The organism is Paramagnetospirillum marisnigri, from assembly GCF_001650715.1.
GTDB classification, from domain to species: Bacteria; Pseudomonadota; Alphaproteobacteria; order Rhodospirillales; family Magnetospirillaceae; genus Phaeospirillum; species Phaeospirillum marisnigri.
This window is the reverse complement of record NZ_LWQT01000131.1, coordinates 1-16,327: the sequence shown is the minus strand read 5'-3', so window position 1 is coordinate 16,327 and position 16,327 is coordinate 1. Positions and strand designations below refer to the sequence as shown.

17 protein-coding genes are annotated in these 16,327 nt (G+C 66.6%); 13 read left to right on the top strand and 4 right to left on the bottom strand.

Annotated features, from left to right (window positions below):
- Positions 1 to 42: 42 nt before the first annotated feature.
- The 3 genes from paaI to paaK are packed head-to-tail and all read left to right on the top strand — an operon-like array spanning position 43 to position 3,022.
- Positions 43 to 435 (top strand): hydroxyphenylacetyl-CoA thioesterase PaaI, encoded by a 393-nt coding sequence (gene paaI, locus A6A04_RS20705; RefSeq protein ID WP_245651328.1) that lies wholly within the window; start codon positions 43 to 45, stop codon positions 433 to 435.
- Complete coding sequence (pcaF, locus tag A6A04_RS20700; RefSeq protein WP_068495920.1) at positions 435 to 1,637, top strand: 3-oxoadipyl-CoA thiolase; 1,203 nt, start codon at positions 435 to 437, stop codon at positions 1,635 to 1,637. Before paaI ends, pcaF begins: the two co-directional genes overlap by 1 nt.
- Positions 1,638 to 1,693: 56 nt before the next feature.
- On the top strand, positions 1,694 to 3,022 hold the full coding sequence (gene paaK / locus A6A04_RS20695; protein ID WP_068495919.1) for a phenylacetate--CoA ligase PaaK: 1,329 nt from the start codon (positions 1,694 to 1,696) through the stop codon (positions 3,020 to 3,022).
- A gap of 78 nt (positions 3,023 to 3,100) precedes the next feature.
- Here the strand turns inward: paaK and bioB are convergent, their stop codons facing one another.
- On the bottom strand, positions 3,101 to 4,081 hold the full coding sequence (bioB, locus tag A6A04_RS20690) for a biotin synthase BioB (RefSeq protein WP_068495918.1): 981 nt from the start codon (positions 4,079 to 4,081) through the stop codon (positions 3,101 to 3,103).
- Between the two features lie 98 nt (positions 4,082 to 4,179).
- Here bioB and A6A04_RS20685 point away from each other — a divergent pair, with 98 nt between their 5' ends.
- The 8 genes from A6A04_RS20685 (at position 4,180) to A6A04_RS20650 (ending at position 11,814) form a co-directional block, all read left to right on the top strand.
- Positions 4,180 to 5,358: an aminotransferase class I/II-fold pyridoxal phosphate-dependent enzyme gene (locus A6A04_RS20685; protein WP_068495917.1), complete on the top strand. Its 1,179-nt coding sequence runs from the start codon at positions 4,180 to 4,182 to the stop codon at positions 5,356 to 5,358.
- A complete protein-coding gene (locus A6A04_RS20680) occupies positions 5,355 to 5,984 on the top strand; it encodes an alpha/beta fold hydrolase (protein WP_068495916.1) in 630 nt (209 codons plus the stop codon). Before A6A04_RS20685 ends, A6A04_RS20680 begins: the two co-directional genes overlap by 4 nt.
- A complete protein-coding gene (locus A6A04_RS20675) occupies positions 5,984 to 6,733 on the top strand; it encodes a methyltransferase (protein WP_068495915.1) in 750 nt (249 codons plus the stop codon). The genes A6A04_RS20680 and A6A04_RS20675 overlap by 1 nt, the downstream gene beginning before the upstream one ends.
- On the top strand, positions 6,730 to 7,341 hold the full coding sequence (gene bioD / locus A6A04_RS20670) for a dethiobiotin synthase (protein ID WP_068495914.1): 612 nt from the start codon (positions 6,730 to 6,732) through the stop codon (positions 7,339 to 7,341). Before A6A04_RS20675 ends, bioD begins: the two co-directional genes overlap by 4 nt.
- Positions 7,342 to 7,345: 4 nt before the next feature.
- Positions 7,346 to 8,659 (top strand): adenosylmethionine--8-amino-7-oxononanoate transaminase, encoded by a 1,314-nt coding sequence (gene bioA, locus A6A04_RS20665; RefSeq protein ID WP_068495913.1) that lies wholly within the window; start codon positions 7,346 to 7,348, stop codon positions 8,657 to 8,659.
- A 43-nt stretch (positions 8,660 to 8,702) separates the two neighbouring features.
- Positions 8,703 to 9,713 carry an efflux RND transporter periplasmic adaptor subunit gene (locus tag A6A04_RS20660; RefSeq protein ID WP_068495912.1) on the top strand — a complete coding sequence of 337 codons (1,011 nt, stop codon included), beginning with the start codon at positions 8,703 to 8,705 and terminating at the stop codon, positions 9,711 to 9,713.
- 12 nt (positions 9,714 to 9,725) lie between these two features.
- Entirely contained in the window at positions 9,726 to 10,976 is a 1,251-nt protein-coding gene (locus A6A04_RS20655) for an ABC transporter permease (protein WP_068495911.1), read from the top strand.
- 163 nt (positions 10,977 to 11,139) lie between these two features.
- Positions 11,140 to 11,814 (top strand): ABC transporter ATP-binding protein, encoded by a 675-nt coding sequence (locus tag A6A04_RS20650; RefSeq protein ID WP_068495910.1) that lies wholly within the window; start codon positions 11,140 to 11,142, stop codon positions 11,812 to 11,814.
- 21 nt (positions 11,815 to 11,835) lie between these two features.
- On the opposite strand, the gene A6A04_RS20645 is transcribed toward A6A04_RS20650, so the two are convergent.
- A complete protein-coding gene (locus A6A04_RS20645; protein ID WP_068495909.1) occupies positions 11,836 to 12,471 on the bottom strand; it encodes a response regulator in 636 nt (211 codons plus the stop codon).
- Between the two features lie 231 nt (positions 12,472 to 12,702).
- On the bottom strand, positions 12,703 to 13,200 hold the full coding sequence (mobB, locus tag A6A04_RS20640) for a molybdopterin-guanine dinucleotide biosynthesis protein B (protein WP_068495908.1): 498 nt from the start codon (positions 13,198 to 13,200) through the stop codon (positions 12,703 to 12,705).
- 112 nt (positions 13,201 to 13,312) lie between these two features.
- Between mobB and A6A04_RS20635 the strand changes: the two genes are divergently transcribed.
- Together A6A04_RS20635 and A6A04_RS20630 are read left to right on the top strand one after the other, a co-directional pair.
- Positions 13,313 to 14,593, top strand: coding sequence for a GGDEF domain-containing response regulator (locus A6A04_RS20635; protein ID WP_068495907.1), 1,281 nt, complete (start codon positions 13,313 to 13,315; stop codon positions 14,591 to 14,593).
- Positions 14,594 to 14,662: 69 nt separating this feature from the next.
- Positions 14,663 to 15,457, top strand: coding sequence for an undecaprenyl-diphosphate phosphatase (locus tag A6A04_RS20630; protein ID WP_068495906.1), 795 nt, complete (start codon positions 14,663 to 14,665; stop codon positions 15,455 to 15,457).
- A gap of 370 nt (positions 15,458 to 15,827) precedes the next feature.
- Here A6A04_RS20630 and A6A04_RS20625 read toward each other — a convergent pair.
- Positions 15,828 to 16,327, bottom strand: a 500-nt coding sequence (locus A6A04_RS20625) for a sodium:solute symporter family transporter (RefSeq protein ID WP_407670282.1), incomplete at its 5' end; no start/stop codon positions are given.

Here is a 16,327-nt window from a genome sequence, read left to right as displayed (position 1 = left end):
AAACGCAAAGCTCAGGTTACGGCCGAAAGGGTCGCCGCGGTCATGAGCCAGCGTGACGCGGTGTCCCGCCTGCTGGACATGCGGGTCGACAAGGTGGCCCCGGGCTATGCCCTGCTATCCATGACGGTGCGGCCCGACATGCTGAACGGGGTATCCACCTGCCATGGCGGCATCAGCTACGCCCTGGCCGACACCGCCTTCGCCTTTGCCTGCAATTCCCACGGCCATATCGCGGTGGCGCAAAGCTGCACCATCGCCTATCCCGCCGCCGCCCAGTTGGGCGACCGTCTGAGCGCCGAGTGCCGCGAAATCCACCTGAAGGGCCGCACCGGCCTTTATGATTGCACCGTCACCAACCAGGATGGCGTGGTGGTGGCGCTGTTTCGCGGCCAGAGCCGCACCCTCCCGGGCTCCATCGTCGAAGGGAATGAATGATGTTCGAAGCGCTGATCTGTGATGCCGTCCGCACCCCCATCGGCCGTTACGGCGGTGTGCTGTCCGGCGTGCGCACCGATGATCTGGCGGCCCATCCCATCAAGGCGCTGATGGCGCGGCATGCCGGTCTGGACTGGAGCCAACTGGACGAGGTGGTCTATGGCTGCGCCAACCAGGCGGGCGAGGACAACCGCAATGTGGCGCGCATGGCGCTGCTGCTGGCCGGGCTGCCGGTCGAAGTGGGCGGCACCACCTTGAACCGGCTGTGCGGCTCGGGCATGGATGCGGTGGGCTATGCCGCGCGCGCCGTCATGACCGGCGAGGCCCAGCTGATGATCGCGGGCGGGGTGGAAAGCATGAGCCGCGCCCCCTTCGTGATGCCCAAGGGCGATTCCGCCTTTTCCCGCGACGCCCGCATCTATGACACCACCATCGGCTGGCGCTTCGTCAATGCCCTGATGGAAAAGCAGTACGGCACCGATTCCATGCCGGAGACCGCCGAGAACGTGGCGGCTGAGTTCAATATCTCGCGCGATGACCAGGACGCCTTCGCCCTGGCCAGCCAGGCCAAGGCCTCGGCCGCCCAGGCCAATGGCCGCCTGGCCCAGGAAATCGCCCCCGTCGAGATTCCCGGCCGCAAGGGCGAGGTCACCATCGTCGACAAGGACGAACATCCCCGCGCCACCACCATGGAGGCGCTGGCCAAGCTGAAGGCGCCGTTCCGGGCCGGGGGCTCCATCACCGCTGGCAATGCCTCGGGCGTCAATGACGGCGCCTGCGCCTTGATGATCGCCTCGCCCGCCATGGCGGCCAGGCTGGGGCTTGCGCCGCTGGCCCGCATCCGGGGCATGGCCACCGCCGGGGTGCCGCCGCGCATCATGGGCATCGGCCCCGTCCCCGCTTCGCGCAAGCTGCTGGACCGCCTGGGCCTGACCCTGGCCGATATCGACCTGATCGAGTTCAACGAGGCCTTCGCCGCCCAGGCGCTGGCCTGTACCCGCCAATTGGGAATCGCCGACGACGATTCCCGCCTCAACCCCAATGGCGGCGCCATCGCGCTGGGCCATCCGCTGGGCATGACCGGCGCCCGGCTGATCGCCACCGCCGCCATCCAGTTGAGGACTACCGGTGCCAAGCGGGCCTTGGCCTCCATGTGCATCGGCGTCGGCCAGGGCATCGCCATGGTCATCGAGAGAGTGTAAGAAAGCTAACCCGGCGAAGGCCCCGACAGAGGGCCTCGCCGCTTCGGGAGGATACTATGTCGAATTCCGCCGCCCGGCGCGTTCCGCCGCCGAAAGACCTGCTCGACCCCATCGAGGTGGCCAGCCGCGACCAGATCACCGCGCTGCAGACCGAGCGCATGAAATGGTCGCTGACCCATGCCTATAATAACGTCGAGCACTACCGCAAGAAGTGCCAGGACAAGGGGGTCCACCCCGATGACTTCAAGGACCTGAAGGACCTGGCCAGGTTCCCCTTCACCACCAAGGCCGACCTGCGCGACACCTACCCCTTCGGCATGTTCGCGGTGCCCATGGACGAGGTGGTGCGGGTCCATGCCAGTTCCGGCACCACCGGCAAACCCACCGTGGTGGGCTATACCCAGAACGACATCCATATGTGGGCCGATGTCATGGCCCGCTCCATCCGCGCCGCCGGTGGCCGCAAGAAGGACAAGTGCCACGTCTCCTACGGCTATGGCCTGTTCACCGGCGGCCTTGGCGCCCATTACGGCGCCGAGCGGCTGGGCTGCACCGTCATTCCCATGTCGGGCGGCCAGACGGAAAAGCAAATTCAGCTGATCCAGGACTTCAAGCCCGAGATCATCATGGTGACGCCCAGCTACATGCTGGCCATTGCCGACGAGATGGACCGCATGGGCGTCGACACCAAGACCTGTTCGCTGGAGATCGGCATCTTCGGCGCCGAGCCCTGGACCGGCGCCATGCGGGAAGAGATCGAGGTCCGCATGGGCATCGAGGCGGTGGACATCTACGGCCTGTCGGAAGTGATCGGCCCCGGCGTCGCCTGCGAATGCGTCGAGACCAAGGATGGGCTGCATATCTGGGAAGACCACTTCTATCCCGAGATCATCGACCCCCATACCGGCGAGGTGCTGCCCGACGGCTCCATGGGCGAGTTGGTGTTCACCAGCCTGTCCAAGGAGGCGCTGCCCATCATCCGCTACCGCACCCGCGACCTGACTCAGCTTCTGCCGGGCACGGCGCGGAGCATGCGGCGCATGGGCAAGATCACCGGTCGGTCCGACGACATGCTGATCATCCGCGGCGTCAACGTCTTCCCGACCCAGATCGAGGAACTGATCCTGAAGGACTACCGGCTGGCGCCGCATTACCAGTTGGAGGTCACCCGCGACGGCCACCTGGACTCGGTCACCGTCAACGTCGAGGTCCGCCCCGACCAGCCCTTCGACGATTCCGCCCTGGCGGCGGCGTCCAAGGACCTGGCCCACCACATCAAGAGCTTCATCGGCATCAGCACCAAGGTCAATGTGCTGGTTCCCAACTCCATCGAGCGGAGCATGGGCAAGGCCAAGCGGGTGGTGGACAAGCGCCCGAAGGCTTAGGCGGGCGAAGGCGGATCAGCCCCCACCCCGCCCCTCCCCCAACAGGGTTGGGGGAGGGGCGGGGTGGGGGCTGCCCTATTACATGGGCGACAGGCCCAACCGTCCGAACAGGCTCTTGTCCTGGCCCGGGGCGGCGTTCTTGGCGGTCAGCAGCTTCTGGCCGCAGAAGATGGAATTGGCCCCGGCCAGGAAGCACAGGGTCTGCATTTCCTCGCTCATGCCTTCGCGCCCCGCCGACAGCCGCACGAAGCTTTTCGGCATGATGATCCGCGCCGTGGCGATGGTGCGGATGAAATCGAAGGCATCGGGCTTTTCCGCGTCGGCCAGGGGGGTTCCAGCGATGGGGATCAGCAGGTTGATGGGCACGCTGTCGGGATGCTTGGGCATATTGGCCAGGGTCAGCAGCATCTTGACCCGGTCGGTGGTGGTCTCGCCCAGGCCGATGATGCCGCCAGAACAGACATGCAGCCCGGCATCGCGCACCACGTCCAGGGTGTCGAGCCGGTCCTGGAAGGTCCGGGTGGTGATGACCTCGCCATAGTGTTCCGGGCTGGTGTCGATATTGTGGTTGTAATAGTCGAGACCGGCTTCCTTCAGGCGGCTCGCCTGCCACTTGTCCAGCAGGCCGAAGGTGGCGCAGGTTTCCATGCCCAGCGCCTTGACCCCCTCGATCATGGCCACCGCCACCTCGAAATCATCGCCCTTGGGGCCGCGCCAGGCGGCGCCCATGCAAAAGCGCGACGCGCCTTCGGCCTTGGCCTGGGCGGCGGCTTCGACCACCTCTTCCACCGCCATCAGCTTTTCCTTTTCCAGGCCGGTGGCGTAGTGGGCGCTTTGCGGGCAGTAGGAGCAGTCTTCGGGGCACGAGCCGGTCTTGATGGAGATCAGCTTGGACACCTGGATGCGGTTGGGATCGAAATTGGCCCGGTGCACGGTCTGGGCCTGGAAGATCAGGTCCATGAAGGGCTGGCCGAAGATCGCCCCCACTTCCTCCGCCGTCCAATCATGGCGGAGCCCGCCGTTCTCGGCCTCCATCGTCCTTGCTGCCTGCGTGCTCACCGGCTGATCCCTTATTGATGCATCTTGGGGTGCGCAATGTAGAACCGCGCATCACCCCTTTGCAACAGGAGCGAAAACCCTCTATGACGACTCCTGGCATGGATGGACTGGATCACATCGTCGAGCGCTTCCTGACCGGCCTGGACCAGGCCGGGCGCAGGCGCTCGCTCCGCGCCGTCGAGCCGCTGCCCAACGGTCGTATCCGGCTGGGCGGGCGCGACCTGATCAATTTTTCCTCCAATGACTATCTCGGCCTGACCCGCCACCCCCTGATGGTGGAGCGGGCCTCGCGTTGGGCGCGGGAATTGGGCGCGGGCAGCGGCGCCTCGCGCCTTGTCACCGGCCATCTGGCGGCCATGGAGGCCATCGAGGCCAAGATCGCCCGGGCCAAGGGCACCGAGGCCGCCCTGATCCTGGCCAGCGGCTGGCAGTGCAACGCCTCGGTGCTGCCCGCCCTGCTGGACAAGACCCTGTGGGGGGCCGAGCCGCTGGTGCTCTCAGACCGGCTGATCCATGCCAGCCTGCATGCCGGGCTGCGCCTCGGCGACGGCAGGCATCTGCGCTATCGCCACGACGATCTCGACCATCTGGAGCAGTTGCTGAAGGTGCATGCGGATCGCCCCGGCCCCCGGGTCATCGTCAGCGAGACGGTGTTCAGCATGGATGGCGACGCCAGTGACGTGGGGCGTCTGGCGGCCTTGGCCAAGCGCTGGAACGCCCTGCTCTATCTGGACGAGGCCCATGCCACCGGCGTTCTGGGCGATACCGGCTTCGGCCTGACCCCCGGCCACGGCGTCGATGTCGCCATGGGGACCTTTTCCAAGGGAATGGGCGGCTTCGGCGCCTATGTGGCCTGTTCGCGCGCGCTGCGCGACTATCTGGTCAACCGCGCCTCGGGCCTGATCTATGCCACCGCCCTGCCGCCCGCAGTGCTGGGCGCCATGGATGCGGCGCTGGACCTGGTGCCCGGACTGGTGGCCGAGCGCACCCATCTGCAGATGATGGCGTCGCGCCTGCGGGCGGCGCTGCGGGCGGAAGGCCTGGACACCGGCGCCTCCACCACCCAGATCGTGCCGGTCATCCTGGGCGACGAGCATCGCACCCTGGCGGTGGCCAAGGCGCTGGAGGCACGCGGCATCCTGGGCATCGCCATCCGGCCGCCCACCGTGCCCAAGGGCGCCAGCCGCATCCGCTTCGCCCTGTCGGCGGTGCATTCCGAGACCGATATCGACCGACTGATCCAGGCGGTGATCGAGGCGGTGGGGGAAGTGGGATGACCGCACTGCTCTGCGTCCATGGCTGGGGCTTCGACGCCGGGTTCTGGGATCCGCTGCTGGACCGCCTGCCCGATTTCTCCGCCGAGCGGGTCGATCTCGGCTTTTACGGCCGCCCCCACCGGCCCGAGGTCAAGCGGCCGCTGGTGGTGGCCCATTCCATGGGGCTGGCCTGGGCGCTGGCCAATATTCCCCGGCCCTGGGCGGGGGTGCTGGCCATCAACGCCTTTCCCCGTTTCACCCGCGCCCAGCATTTCATCGAGGGCGTGCCGCCGCGCATGGTGGACCGCATGATCGACCGCTTCGAGACCGAACCCGCCGAGGTGCTGCGCGACTTCCTGGTCCGCTGCGGGGTCGACGCGCCCGAGACCTCGGCGCTGGAGGCCGAGCCATTGGCCCAGGCGCTGGCCTGGCTGGGCAAGTGCGACGAGCGCACCAGCTATCTAATGCTGTCCTGCCCGCGCCAGGCCCTGGCCGGGCTGTCCGATCCCATCGTGCCCAAGGAAATGAGCATCGCCAGCTTTCCCGTCGACGAACTGGTTCTGGTGGAGGGCGCCGGTCATCTGCTGCCGCTGACCCATCCCGACTGGGTGGCGTCGCGGGTGCGGCTGCTGGCGGCGAGGAGCTGATGGACCGTAAGCGCCGGGTCGAGGCGGCCTTTTCCGCCGCCGCCGCCACCTATGACTCCGCCGCCCTTGCCCAGGCCCGTGCCGCCGACCTGCTGGCGGCGGCGCTGCCCGCCCTGCCGCCCACCGCCCGGGTGCTGGAACTGGGCTGCGGCACCGGACTGCTGACCCGGCGATTGCTGGAGCGCCTGCCAACCGGGGCCTCGCTACTGGCCACTGACCTCAGCCCCGCCATGGTGGAGGCTACCGCCCGCCTCGATGATCCCCGCCTGACCATATTGGCGATGGATGCCGAACGGCCGGCGCCCGGCCTGGGCGGCTTCGACCTGATCGCCTCATCCTTGGCGGCGCAGTGGTTCGATGATCTGGGCGCCACCCTGACCCGGCTGGCCGGACTGCTGGCCCCCGGCGGCAGCCTGCTGCTGGCCACATTGGGGTCGGCCACCTTCAAGGAATGGCGGGTCGCCCATGCCGCCCAGGGTCTGCTGTCCGGCGTGCCCGATTACCCCGAGGCCGACGCCTTGGCCGCCCTGTTGCCCGGTGCCACGGTCGAGCGCCATGTCTTCACCCAGGACTACGCCGATGCCCGCGCCTTCCTGGCGGCGCTGGACGCCATCGGCGCCCGCACGCCGAGGCCCGGCCACCGGCCGCTGACCCCGGGCCGCCTGCGCCGGATCATGGCGGGGCTGGGCTCGCCCTGCGCCGTCACCTGGGATATCCTGCTGCTGAGCCATACCAGGAGCCCGGCATGAAAGGCGTCTTCGTCACCGGCACCGATACCGATGTGGGCAAGACCCTGGTCTCGGCCTGGCTGGTGCGCAACTGGGCCGCCGACTACTGGAAGCCCATCCAGACCGGGCTGTCCGAGTCGTCGGATTCCATGACTGTCGCCCGCCTCGCCCCCGCCGCCCGGATTCATCCCCCGGCGGTGGGCTTGCAGGCGCCGCTGTCACCCCACGAAGCGGCCCGGCGCGAGCGGGTGCGCATCGATCTGTCCGCCCTGGCACCGCCCGTCACCGCCAATGCCCTGGTGGTGGAGGGCGCCGGCGGCGCCATGGTTCCCATCAACGAGACCGCGCTGATGGTCGACCTGATGGAGCGGCTGCGGCTGCCGGTGGTGGTGGTGGCCCGCTCGGGCCTCGGCACCATCAACCACACCCTGATGACCCTGGAGGTGCTGCGTCGTCGCCATGTCCCCATCCTGGGTGTGGTGATGAACGGCCAGAAGAACCCGGCCAACCGCCAGGCCATCGAGCATTACGGCGCCGTCACAGTGCTGGCCGAGATCCAGCCGCTGCCCGCCGTGACCGAGACCCTGGTGGCGAGCCTGCCGCCCCCCGATTTCCCCTGCCCCGGTTGACCCCATGACCCTGTCCTATGACGAGCTTCGGGCGCTGGACGCCCGCCATGTCTGGCACCCCTTCACCCAGGCGGGCACCGCACCGCCCCCCATCCTGGCCCTGGGGGCGCGGGGCTCGACCATCTATGCCGCCGATGGCCGCGAATATCTGGATCTGGTGTCGTCGTGGTGGTGCAACCTGCATGGCCACGCCCATCCCGCCATCGCCCAGGCGGTGGCCGACCAGGCCATGCGGCTGGAGCAGGTGATCTTCGCCGATTTCACCCATGAACCCGCCGCCCGGCTGGCCCAGAGGGTGACAGCGCTGCTGCCCGGCGACCTGGACCGGGTGTTCTATTCCGACGATGGCTCCACCGCCGTGGAGGTGGCGCTGAAGCTGGCGCATCAGTACTGGCGCAACCGGGGCAAGGACCGCACCGTCTATGTGGCCTTCGAGGGCGGCTATCACGGCGACACCGCCGGCGCCATGTCGGCCGGGCGCTCGTCGGGCTATTTCGACCAGTGGACCGAGATGCTGTTTCCCTTCCGCACCGTCCCCTTCCCCGCCACCTGGGATGACGACGATGCGGTGGAGGCCAAGGAGGAGGCGGCGCTAGCCGCGCTGGACGCCTTGCTGGCCGCCGAGGGAGCCCGCGTCTCGGCGGTGATCATCGAGCCCTTGATCCAGGGCGCGGCGGGCATGCGCATGTGCCGCCCGCAGTTCCTCAAGGCGCTGGAGGAGCGCATCCGCGCCGCCGGGACCCTGCTGATCCTCGACGAGGTCATGACCGGCTTTTCCCGCACCGGCGATTTCTTCGCCTGCCGCAAGGCGGGAGTGACGCCCGACCTGATCTGCCTGTCCAAGGGCCTGACCGGCGGCTTCATGCCCCTGTCCATGACGGTGGCGCGGGAGTCCATCTTCCGGGAATTCCTCGGCCAGGACCTCACCCGCGCCTTCCTGCACGGCCATACCTTCACCGCCAATCCGCTGGGCTGCGCCGCCGCCCTGGCCTCGCTCGACCTGTTGCAGGCCGCCGAGTGCCAGGCCCGGGTCAAGGCCACCGAGGCGCTGCACCGCGCCCGCCTCGACCGGCTGAAATCCCTGGGAAATGTCAGCCGCACCCGGCTGTGCGGCACCGTCGCCGCCCTGGATGTGGGAGGCGGCGGCGAGGGCTATGGTGCCGGGATCGGCCAGCGGCTGAAGGCGGAATTCCTGGCGCGCGGCCTGCTGCTGCGCCCGCTGGGCAACGTGCTCTACCTGCTGGCGCCCTATTGCACCACCGAGGCCGAGCTTCACCGCGCCTGGGATGCGGTGGAAGAGGTACTGGCCGCACTCTGACCCGCTGGTCAAATGATATATTAGCGCCTACAGTTTCACCGCCATGCTCCACCGCCTGCTCGCTCGCCTGCCGCTGCTGCTGATCCTCGCCCTCGCCGTGGCCGGGGGAGTCTGGCTGTGGCAGGCCAAAAGCGGCATCCCGGTCAGTCTGGCCGAGCCCCGCAAGGGACCCGCGGTCGAGGCCATCTACGCCACCGGCACGGTGGAGGCCGAGAAATGGGCCCGCATCGCTCCGGTCATGCCCGGCCGTATCGCCGAAATCCTGGCGGCCGAGGGCGACAGCGTCAAGGAAGGCCAGCCGCTGGCCCGCCTCGACGACCGCGAGGCCCGCGCCAGGGTCAGTGAGCTGGAGGCCAAGGCGGCCTATTGGCGCGAGGAGCTGACCCGCTCGGGCGTACTGGCCGAGCGCGGCATCCGCTCCAAGGAAGCCGAGCAGAAAGCGCGCAGCGAATACAATCAGGTGACGGCGGCCATCAACGCCGCCCGCCAGCGTCGCACCGACCTGCTGGTGACCTCGCCCATGGATGGGGTGGTGCTCAAGCGCGACGGCGAAGTGGGCGAACTGGCCGAGATCAAGGATGCCCTGTTCTGGGTGGGGGCGCCGCGACCGCTGCGCATCACCGCCGAGGTGGACGAGGAAGACATCGTCAGGGTGAAGCTCGGCCAGAAGGTGCTGATCAAGGCCGACGCCTTCGCCGATGCCGTGCAGGAAGCCCGGGTCGACCGCGTCACCCCCAAGGGCGATCCCGTCAACAAGACCTTCCGCGTGCGGGTGATGCTGCCCGATGACTCGCCGCTGCTGGTGGGCATGACCACCGAAATCAATATCATCACCCGCGAGAATCCCGACGCCCTGCTGATTCCCGCCAGTGCCCTGGTGGATGGCAACAAGGTTTTCGTGGTCGAGGACGGGCTCGCCCAGTCCAGGCCGGTGACCACCGGCATCCGGGGCCGCACCATGATGGAGGTGACGGCTGGTCTGGCGGTGGGAACCCCGGTGATCGCGGCGCCACCCGCCGGGCTGAAATCCGGCGACCGCGTCCGGCTGAAATAGGCAGGGCGGGCCATGGCGCTTCCCCTCGGCCTCGACATCGCGCTTGCCCATCTGCTGCACCGCCGCCGCCAGACCTTGGTGTCGCTGCTGGGTGTCTCGCTGGGCGTCGCCTTCTTCATCGGCATCTCGGCCATGATGCAGGGCTTCCAGAAGGACTTCATCGCCCGCATCATCGATGTGCAGCCCAATATCATCGTCAAGGACGAGGTCCGCTCGGCGCCGCGCCAGCCGGTGGAGCGCCTGTATCCTGACGCGGCGGTGGAGCTGCGCGGCCTGAAACCACGCGAGGAGGTGCGCGGCATCCGTGGTGCCCGCAACATGCTGGCCAGCCTGGAGGAGATGCCGGGGGTGCATGTGGCCCCCGCCCTGTCGGGCAACCTGCTGCTGCGCTTCGGCGGCAAGGATGTCTCGGTCAATGTCACCGGCATCGACCCGCCGCGCGAACGCCGGGTCACCCATCTGGAGAAGGACCTGCTGTCGGGCAGCCTGGACGCGCTCTACACCACGTCCAATGCCGTCATCCTGGGCGAGGGCGTCGCCGCCAAGGCGGGCATCCGCACCGGCGACCTGATCTCGGCGGTGTCGCCGGTCGGCGTGATGATGAAGCTGAAAGTGGTGGGAATCTTTCGCTCCAACATCACGCTGATGGACAATTTCGAGGTCTATGTCCTGCTGAAGAAGGCCCAGATCCTGGCCAACCGCCCCAATGTCATCAATCGCCTCAACATCCGTCTCGACGATGTGGAACAGGCGGCCCCCCTGGCCGCCGCCATCGAGAGGCAGTATGGCTACCGCTCGGAATCCTGGCAGGAGCAATCCAAGAACGTGCTGGGCATCTTCGTGATCCAGAACGCCATCATGTATTCCACCGTCTCGGCCATCCTGATCGTCGCCTGCTTCGGCATCTTCAACGTCATTTCCACCGTGGTGTTCGAGAAGACCCGCGACATCGGCATCCTGAAAAGCATGGGCTTCCGCGACAAGGACATCCGCCGGATCTTCGTCATGGAAGGCCTGATGGTGGGGGTTCTCGGCACCCTGATCGGCTGGCTGATGGGCTGGGGCCTGATCGAGTTCATGGCCTCGCTGAAATTCAACATGGAGGGCTTCGTCAAGGCCGAGGGCTTCATCCTCTACCGCACTCCCCTGCACTACGTCATCAGCGCCGCCATGGCCATTGTCTCGGCCACCCTGGCGGCCTGGATCCCGGCGCGGCGCGCCTCGCGCCTCAATCCCGTCGACATCGTGCGAGGTGCGGGATGAAAGGTCTTCACCACGCCCCCACCCCAGCCCTCCCCCATGCGCGGCACGGGGGAGGGAGAGAAGGAATGCGGCCCCCTCCCCCGGCCAAGCCGGGGGAGGCTGTACCGAAAAGTCCCCCTCCCCCGGCTTGGCCGGGGGAGGGTTGGGGAGGGGGCATTCCCGCATGACCGCCGCCATCGAAGCCCGTTCCCTATCGCGAGAACTGACCGGCCCAGTGCCGGTCACCCTGGTGCGCGATATCGACCTAGTGGTGGAACCCGGCGAGTTCGTCGCCATCACCGGGCCGTCGGGATCGGGCAAATCGTCGCTGCTCTATCTGCTGGGCCTGCTGGACCGCCCCACCGGCGGCGAGGTCCTGGTCCGGGGCGAGCCCACCGCCGCCCTGACGCCCGACCAGTTGGCCGCCATCCGGCTGGCCCGTATCGGCTTCGTGTTCCAGTTCCACTTCCTGCTGCCGGAGTTTTCCTGCCTGGCCAATGTGGAAATCCCCATCCGCCGCCTGGGACGGCTATCGGCCGCCCAGGCCCGCGACCGCGCCGCCGGGCTGCTGGACTCGCTGGAACTGGCCGACCACCGCAAGAAGCTGCCCGAGCAGTTGTCGGGCGGCCAGCGCCAGCGCGTCGCCATCGCCCGCGCCCTGGCCAATGACCCGCCGCTGATCCTGGCCGACGAGCCCACCGGCAACCTGGATACCCGCACCGCCCATCTGGTGTTCGAACTGTTCGGAACCCTGGCGCGCGAGCAGGGGCGCAGCATCGTAGTGGTTACCCACGACACCGAATTGGCGCATTTGGCCGACCGGAGGGTGCATCTGGTGGACGGACGGATCGTTCCCTAAGGGAGTATCCGCCCGCAGAGATCACAGCCCCATCTTGGCGGCCAGGATGGCGGCCTGGGTCCTGTTCTCGCAATTGAGCGAGCGCAGGATGGCGGTGACATGCAACTTGACGGTGATTTCCGCCAGATTGAGGTCGCGGGCGATTTCCTTGTTGGACTTACCCTGGCGCAACATGCCCAGCACATCGCGCTGGCGCGGGGTGAGCAGACTGCGCAGTCGGTCGGCGTCGAATTCGCCCTGGGTCTGAACCGCCTCGGTGGGCACGGTGATATGGGGGCTGACGAAGGTATCGCCCTCCAATACGGAACGGATGCCCTTCATCATGGAAGCGCTGCCCGCCGACTTGCAAATATAGCCATGGGCACCGGCATCCAGGGCGCGACGGACCATCTGAGGGTCCTCGGAGGCCGAGACCACCACCAGGAACACTTCGGGCGCGGCGCGGCGCAGGGCACTGATGGCCGAAATTCCATCCATGCCCGGCATGGCGAGATCGGTCAGAGCGATATCGATACTCGGATCGGCCCGCACATGGGAAAGCGCCTGGGGAAAGTCGCTGGCCTCGATAATATCCAGCGGCCCTTCAGCCAGATTTTCCAGAACCATCCGCACGCCCTCGCGAAATAGAGCGTGGTCATCCGCAAGAAGAACCTTCATGGTGCTCGCCCCCAAGACAAACCATCACGGACCGCAGACGAGATCATCGTCGGCAGCCCTGACTCCGCGTCGCCGCACAGACGACGCGCCATGCCCTTTTCCCATCCGAGCAAACCGACCACCCCAAGTGGCCGAATTCCTTCGGCATCCCCAGAACCCACCTGACTAAAGCATGGATCGGCGGCCCCGGCAATCCGGGACTTCGCGTAATCGCCCCACAGTCACCCCATACTAAAGCTTAGAAAAGCCACCCCAGCTCATCAGAAATGATGCGATGGAAGCAATATCGTCGCGGGCGAATTGCGGCAATCCCACCATGGGAACCGGATGATCCGAGGCAATGGCCACGACCGTGGGCTCGGTGGGCGCCAGCATGGCCTTGCCCAGGCCGGGGTCCCAGACCTCCAGCTTTGGGTGTCCGGCCCACTTGAACCCCTCGACCAGCAGCAGATCGACCCCGCTGATCCTGGCGACCAGTTCGTCCAGGGCCGGTTCCGGCCGCTCGTGGAATTCATTGATCAGGGCGAAACGTCGGGGCGAGGCCACCAGGGTTTCCATCGCCCCGGCAGCAGCCAATGCTCGGCTTTCCTCATCCCCCACCGCTGGATTGTGATGGGTGTGCTTGATGGTCGCCACCTCGATACCGAGACGGATCAGGGTGGGAATCAATCGCACCAGCAAGGTGGTCTTGCCGCTGCCACTCCATCCGGCGATTCCGAACACTTTCATGGCGGCACCCTATCAAACCTTCCGTTTCGCGCAAGCCTTGGGCTTTCACTTGTCGGCCGGTTCGATCATACTGGAACATAGGATTGATTATTGATCGCGGCGGAAATAAGTCATGGCAGCGGTAGGGCGAATTCTCCTGGTCGACAATTCTCGCGCCTATGCCGCCATAGTATCCAGCGCCATCAAGGACCGGCTCGGCCTCGACGTTCTGGTCGCCGACAGCCTGAGCGCCGCCGCCCAGACGCTTGACCGGGGAAATGACGGCATCTTTCTCGTGCTCTCGGGGCTGATTCTGCCCGATGCCGACGAGGCGGCGGTGGTGTCCTATTTCGTCCAGCGCAAGCTGCCCCTGGTGGTGGTCAGCGGTGTTTTCGACACCGCCACCCGCGAACGCATCCTCGCCCAGCCGGTGATCGACTATGTGCTGAAGGACAATCCCGCCAGCGTCGATTACCTGGTCTGGCTGGTGGACCGGATTCGGCGCAATCACGACCTGACCGCCCTGGTGGTGGACGATTCCCGCAGTTATCGGGGCCAGGTCAGCGGCCTGCTCTCGCTCTACGGCTTCAAGGTGCTCTCCACCGACAATGCCGAGAAAGGGTTCGAACTGCTCCAGGCCACCCCTCAGATCAAGCTGGTAGTCACCGATTTCGAACTGCCCGGCATGAACGGTATCCAGTTCGTGCGGCGCATCCGGGCGCTGCATCCCCGCGACCGCCTGGCCATCATCGGCGTTTCCTCCAGCCAATCCTCCCGGGGACCGGTTTCGGCCCAGTTCATCAAGACCGGCGCCAATGACTACCTGAACAAGCCCTTCCTGCCCGAGGAGTTGTTCTGCCGGGTGGCCCAGAACGTGGAAAGCCTGGAGAGCATCGCCAGTCTGCGCGTCATGGCCAGCACCGATTCCTTGACCGGCCTGCTCAACCGCCGGGCCTTCCTCGAAGGTGCCCAGCGACGGTTCGAAACGCAGTCGCGCAAGGGACTGCCGCTGGCCGTGGCCATGCTGGACGTCGACTTCTTCAAGCGCATCAACGATACGCGCGGCCATGACGGCGGCGACGAGGTCCTGCGCGCGCTGGCCCGGCTGATGCCGGAGGGCGCGGGAGACGACGAACTGATCGGCCGCTTCGGCGGCGAGGAATTCTGTATCCTGCTGCCCGGCTTGGAGCACGACGCCGCCCTTGCCCGTTGCGAGCATATCCGCCGCGCCATCGAAGGCGCGACCATTCACCTCAACGATGGCCCCATTCCCGTGACGGCCAGCATCGGCCTGTGCGGAGCCCCCCTCGCCTCGCTTCACGCCATGCTGAAAGAAGCCGATACGGCGCTGTATCGCGCCAAGGCCGAAGGGCGCAACCGGGTATCCTCCTCTTCCCCGCCGCCATGCCTTTGATTTGAGGGTTGCACCGCAGCGGAGCGGCACGCATCATCCCGGCACAGTATCAACAGCCATCGGTGGTCCATGCAGCCGTTTCTGGAAGCCCTGTTTCTTGGCGTCGTCGAGGGACTGACCGAATTCCTGCCCATCTCCAGCACCGCCCATGTGGTGCTGATCGGCGAACTGATCCACTTCCAGTCGGTCCCGGGCAAGACCTTCGAGATCGTCATCCAGTTGGGCGCCATCCTGGCGGTCTGCGTGGTGTATTGGCGACGTTTGTGGGATGTCGGCACTCATCTGTCCGATCCTCGCGCCTTCGCCTTCGCCCGCAATGTGGTGGTCGCCTTCCTGCCCGCCGCCGTGATCGGAGCCCTGACCTACAAGCACATCAAGCAGATGCTGGATTCGCCCTTGGTGATCGCCACCGCCATGGTCGCGGGCGGCCTCGCCATCCTGGCCATCGAACGCATGGTCAAGCGGGCCAGGATTCACGAGGTTGAGGATATGTCCACCGCCATGGCCCTGGGGGTCGGATTCTGCCAGACCCTGGCCATGATCCCCGGCGTATCGCGGGCCGGCGCCACCATCATGGGATCCATGGTGCTGGGCGTCGATCGCAAGGTGGCGGCGGAGTTCTCCTTCTTCCTGGCCATTCCCACCATGATGGGCGCCACCGCCCTGTCACTGTACAAGAACTGGTCCACCCTGTCCTTCGACGGCGCGTCACTGATCGCCGTGGGCTTCGTCGCCGCCTTCCTGTCGGCCCTGGTGGTGGTGCGCAGCTTCATCGGCTTCATCGGGCGGCACGGTTTCGCGCCCTTCGCCTATTACCGCATCGTGGTCGGCCTGGTGCTGCTGGCCATGATCCTGACGGAATAGCGGTCCAGCCCGGCTTTGACCGGGTCATGGAATGATGCTGGGGAGTAAGCGGGGTCATTCGCGATCCGCTCCCTCTCTCCCGGACTTGATCCGGAGCCAGCCATGACGCGCGCGGCTTTGGCGGGAGGAGCCAATCTCCCCAGGCCAGCCCCTGAATGACGCGACCGAATCCCGATCTTCCGTGCTGATCCGGGGCCGCGAAGCGGCATCCGTGTCAATCCGTGTTCATGAACGGCGGAAACCCAGACTAACTAACCCCTCTATGAAATTTTAAACGGACAGCCGTGCGCTCTGGCCGGCAATCCATCCCCTCCAAAGAAAAAGGGCCGCCGGTTTCCCGGCGGCCCCAGTCGTGACAAGCAAACCGTTCTTAGTGCGAGGCGGCGCCTTCGGCACCCAGACCGGTCTCGGACCGGATCGCCTGGGCTTCGTAGGCGGCGCGTTCCGCATTGGCCGACTCGCTGTTGTCCGTGATGGAGAACACCCACGAGAAGAAGAAGGCCGCGGGCACCGAGAACAGGGCCGGATAGGCGAAGGGGAACAGGGCTTCACCGAAGCCGAAGCTCTGCACCCACACCGCCTTGGACAGCACCACCATGATCACCGACATCAGCAGGCCGACAATGCCGCCGAGGACAGCGCCACGGGTGGTCAGGCCGCCCCAGAACATGGACAGCACCAGCACCGGGAAGTTGGCCGAGGCCGCGACCGAGAAGGTGAGCGCCACGATGAACGCCACGTTCTGCTTCTCGAAGACCAGGCCCAGCAACACGGCGATAACGCCAAGCGCCAGGGACGCGATCTTGGAGACGGTCACTTCCTTACCTTCGGTGGCATGACCATGCATGATCACGCTGGCGTACAGGTCGT

Coding starts and splice junctions, on each gene's coding strand:
- paaI (WP_245651328.1), top strand. CDS start 43: ATGAGCCAGCGTGACGCGGTGTCCCGCCTGCTGGACATGCGGGTCGAC.
- pcaF (WP_068495920.1), top strand. CDS start 435: ATGTTCGAAGCGCTGATCTGTGATGCCGTCCGCACCCCCATCGGCCGT.
- paaK (WP_068495919.1), top strand. CDS start 1,694: ATGTCGAATTCCGCCGCCCGGCGCGTTCCGCCGCCGAAAGACCTGCTC.
- A6A04_RS20685 (WP_068495917.1), top strand. CDS start 4,180: ATGGATGGACTGGATCACATCGTCGAGCGCTTCCTGACCGGCCTGGAC.
- A6A04_RS20680 (WP_068495916.1), top strand. CDS start 5,355: ATGACCGCACTGCTCTGCGTCCATGGCTGGGGCTTCGACGCCGGGTTC.
- A6A04_RS20675 (WP_068495915.1), top strand. CDS start 5,984: ATGGACCGTAAGCGCCGGGTCGAGGCGGCCTTTTCCGCCGCCGCCGCC.
- bioD (WP_068495914.1), top strand. CDS start 6,730: ATGAAAGGCGTCTTCGTCACCGGCACCGATACCGATGTGGGCAAGACC.
- bioA (WP_068495913.1), top strand. CDS start 7,346: ATGACCCTGTCCTATGACGAGCTTCGGGCGCTGGACGCCCGCCATGTC.
- A6A04_RS20660 (WP_068495912.1), top strand. CDS start 8,703: ATGCTCCACCGCCTGCTCGCTCGCCTGCCGCTGCTGCTGATCCTCGCC.
- A6A04_RS20655 (WP_068495911.1), top strand. CDS start 9,726: ATGGCGCTTCCCCTCGGCCTCGACATCGCGCTTGCCCATCTGCTGCAC.
- A6A04_RS20650 (WP_068495910.1), top strand. CDS start 11,140: ATGACCGCCGCCATCGAAGCCCGTTCCCTATCGCGAGAACTGACCGGC.
- A6A04_RS20645 (WP_068495909.1), bottom strand. CDS start 12,471: ATGAAGGTTCTTCTTGCGGATGACCACGCTCTATTTCGCGAGGGCGTG.
- mobB (WP_068495908.1), bottom strand. CDS start 13,200: ATGAAAGTGTTCGGAATCGCCGGATGGAGTGGCAGCGGCAAGACCACC.
- A6A04_RS20635 (WP_068495907.1), top strand. CDS start 13,313: ATGGCAGCGGTAGGGCGAATTCTCCTGGTCGACAATTCTCGCGCCTAT.
- A6A04_RS20630 (WP_068495906.1), top strand. CDS start 14,663: ATGCAGCCGTTTCTGGAAGCCCTGTTTCTTGGCGTCGTCGAGGGACTG.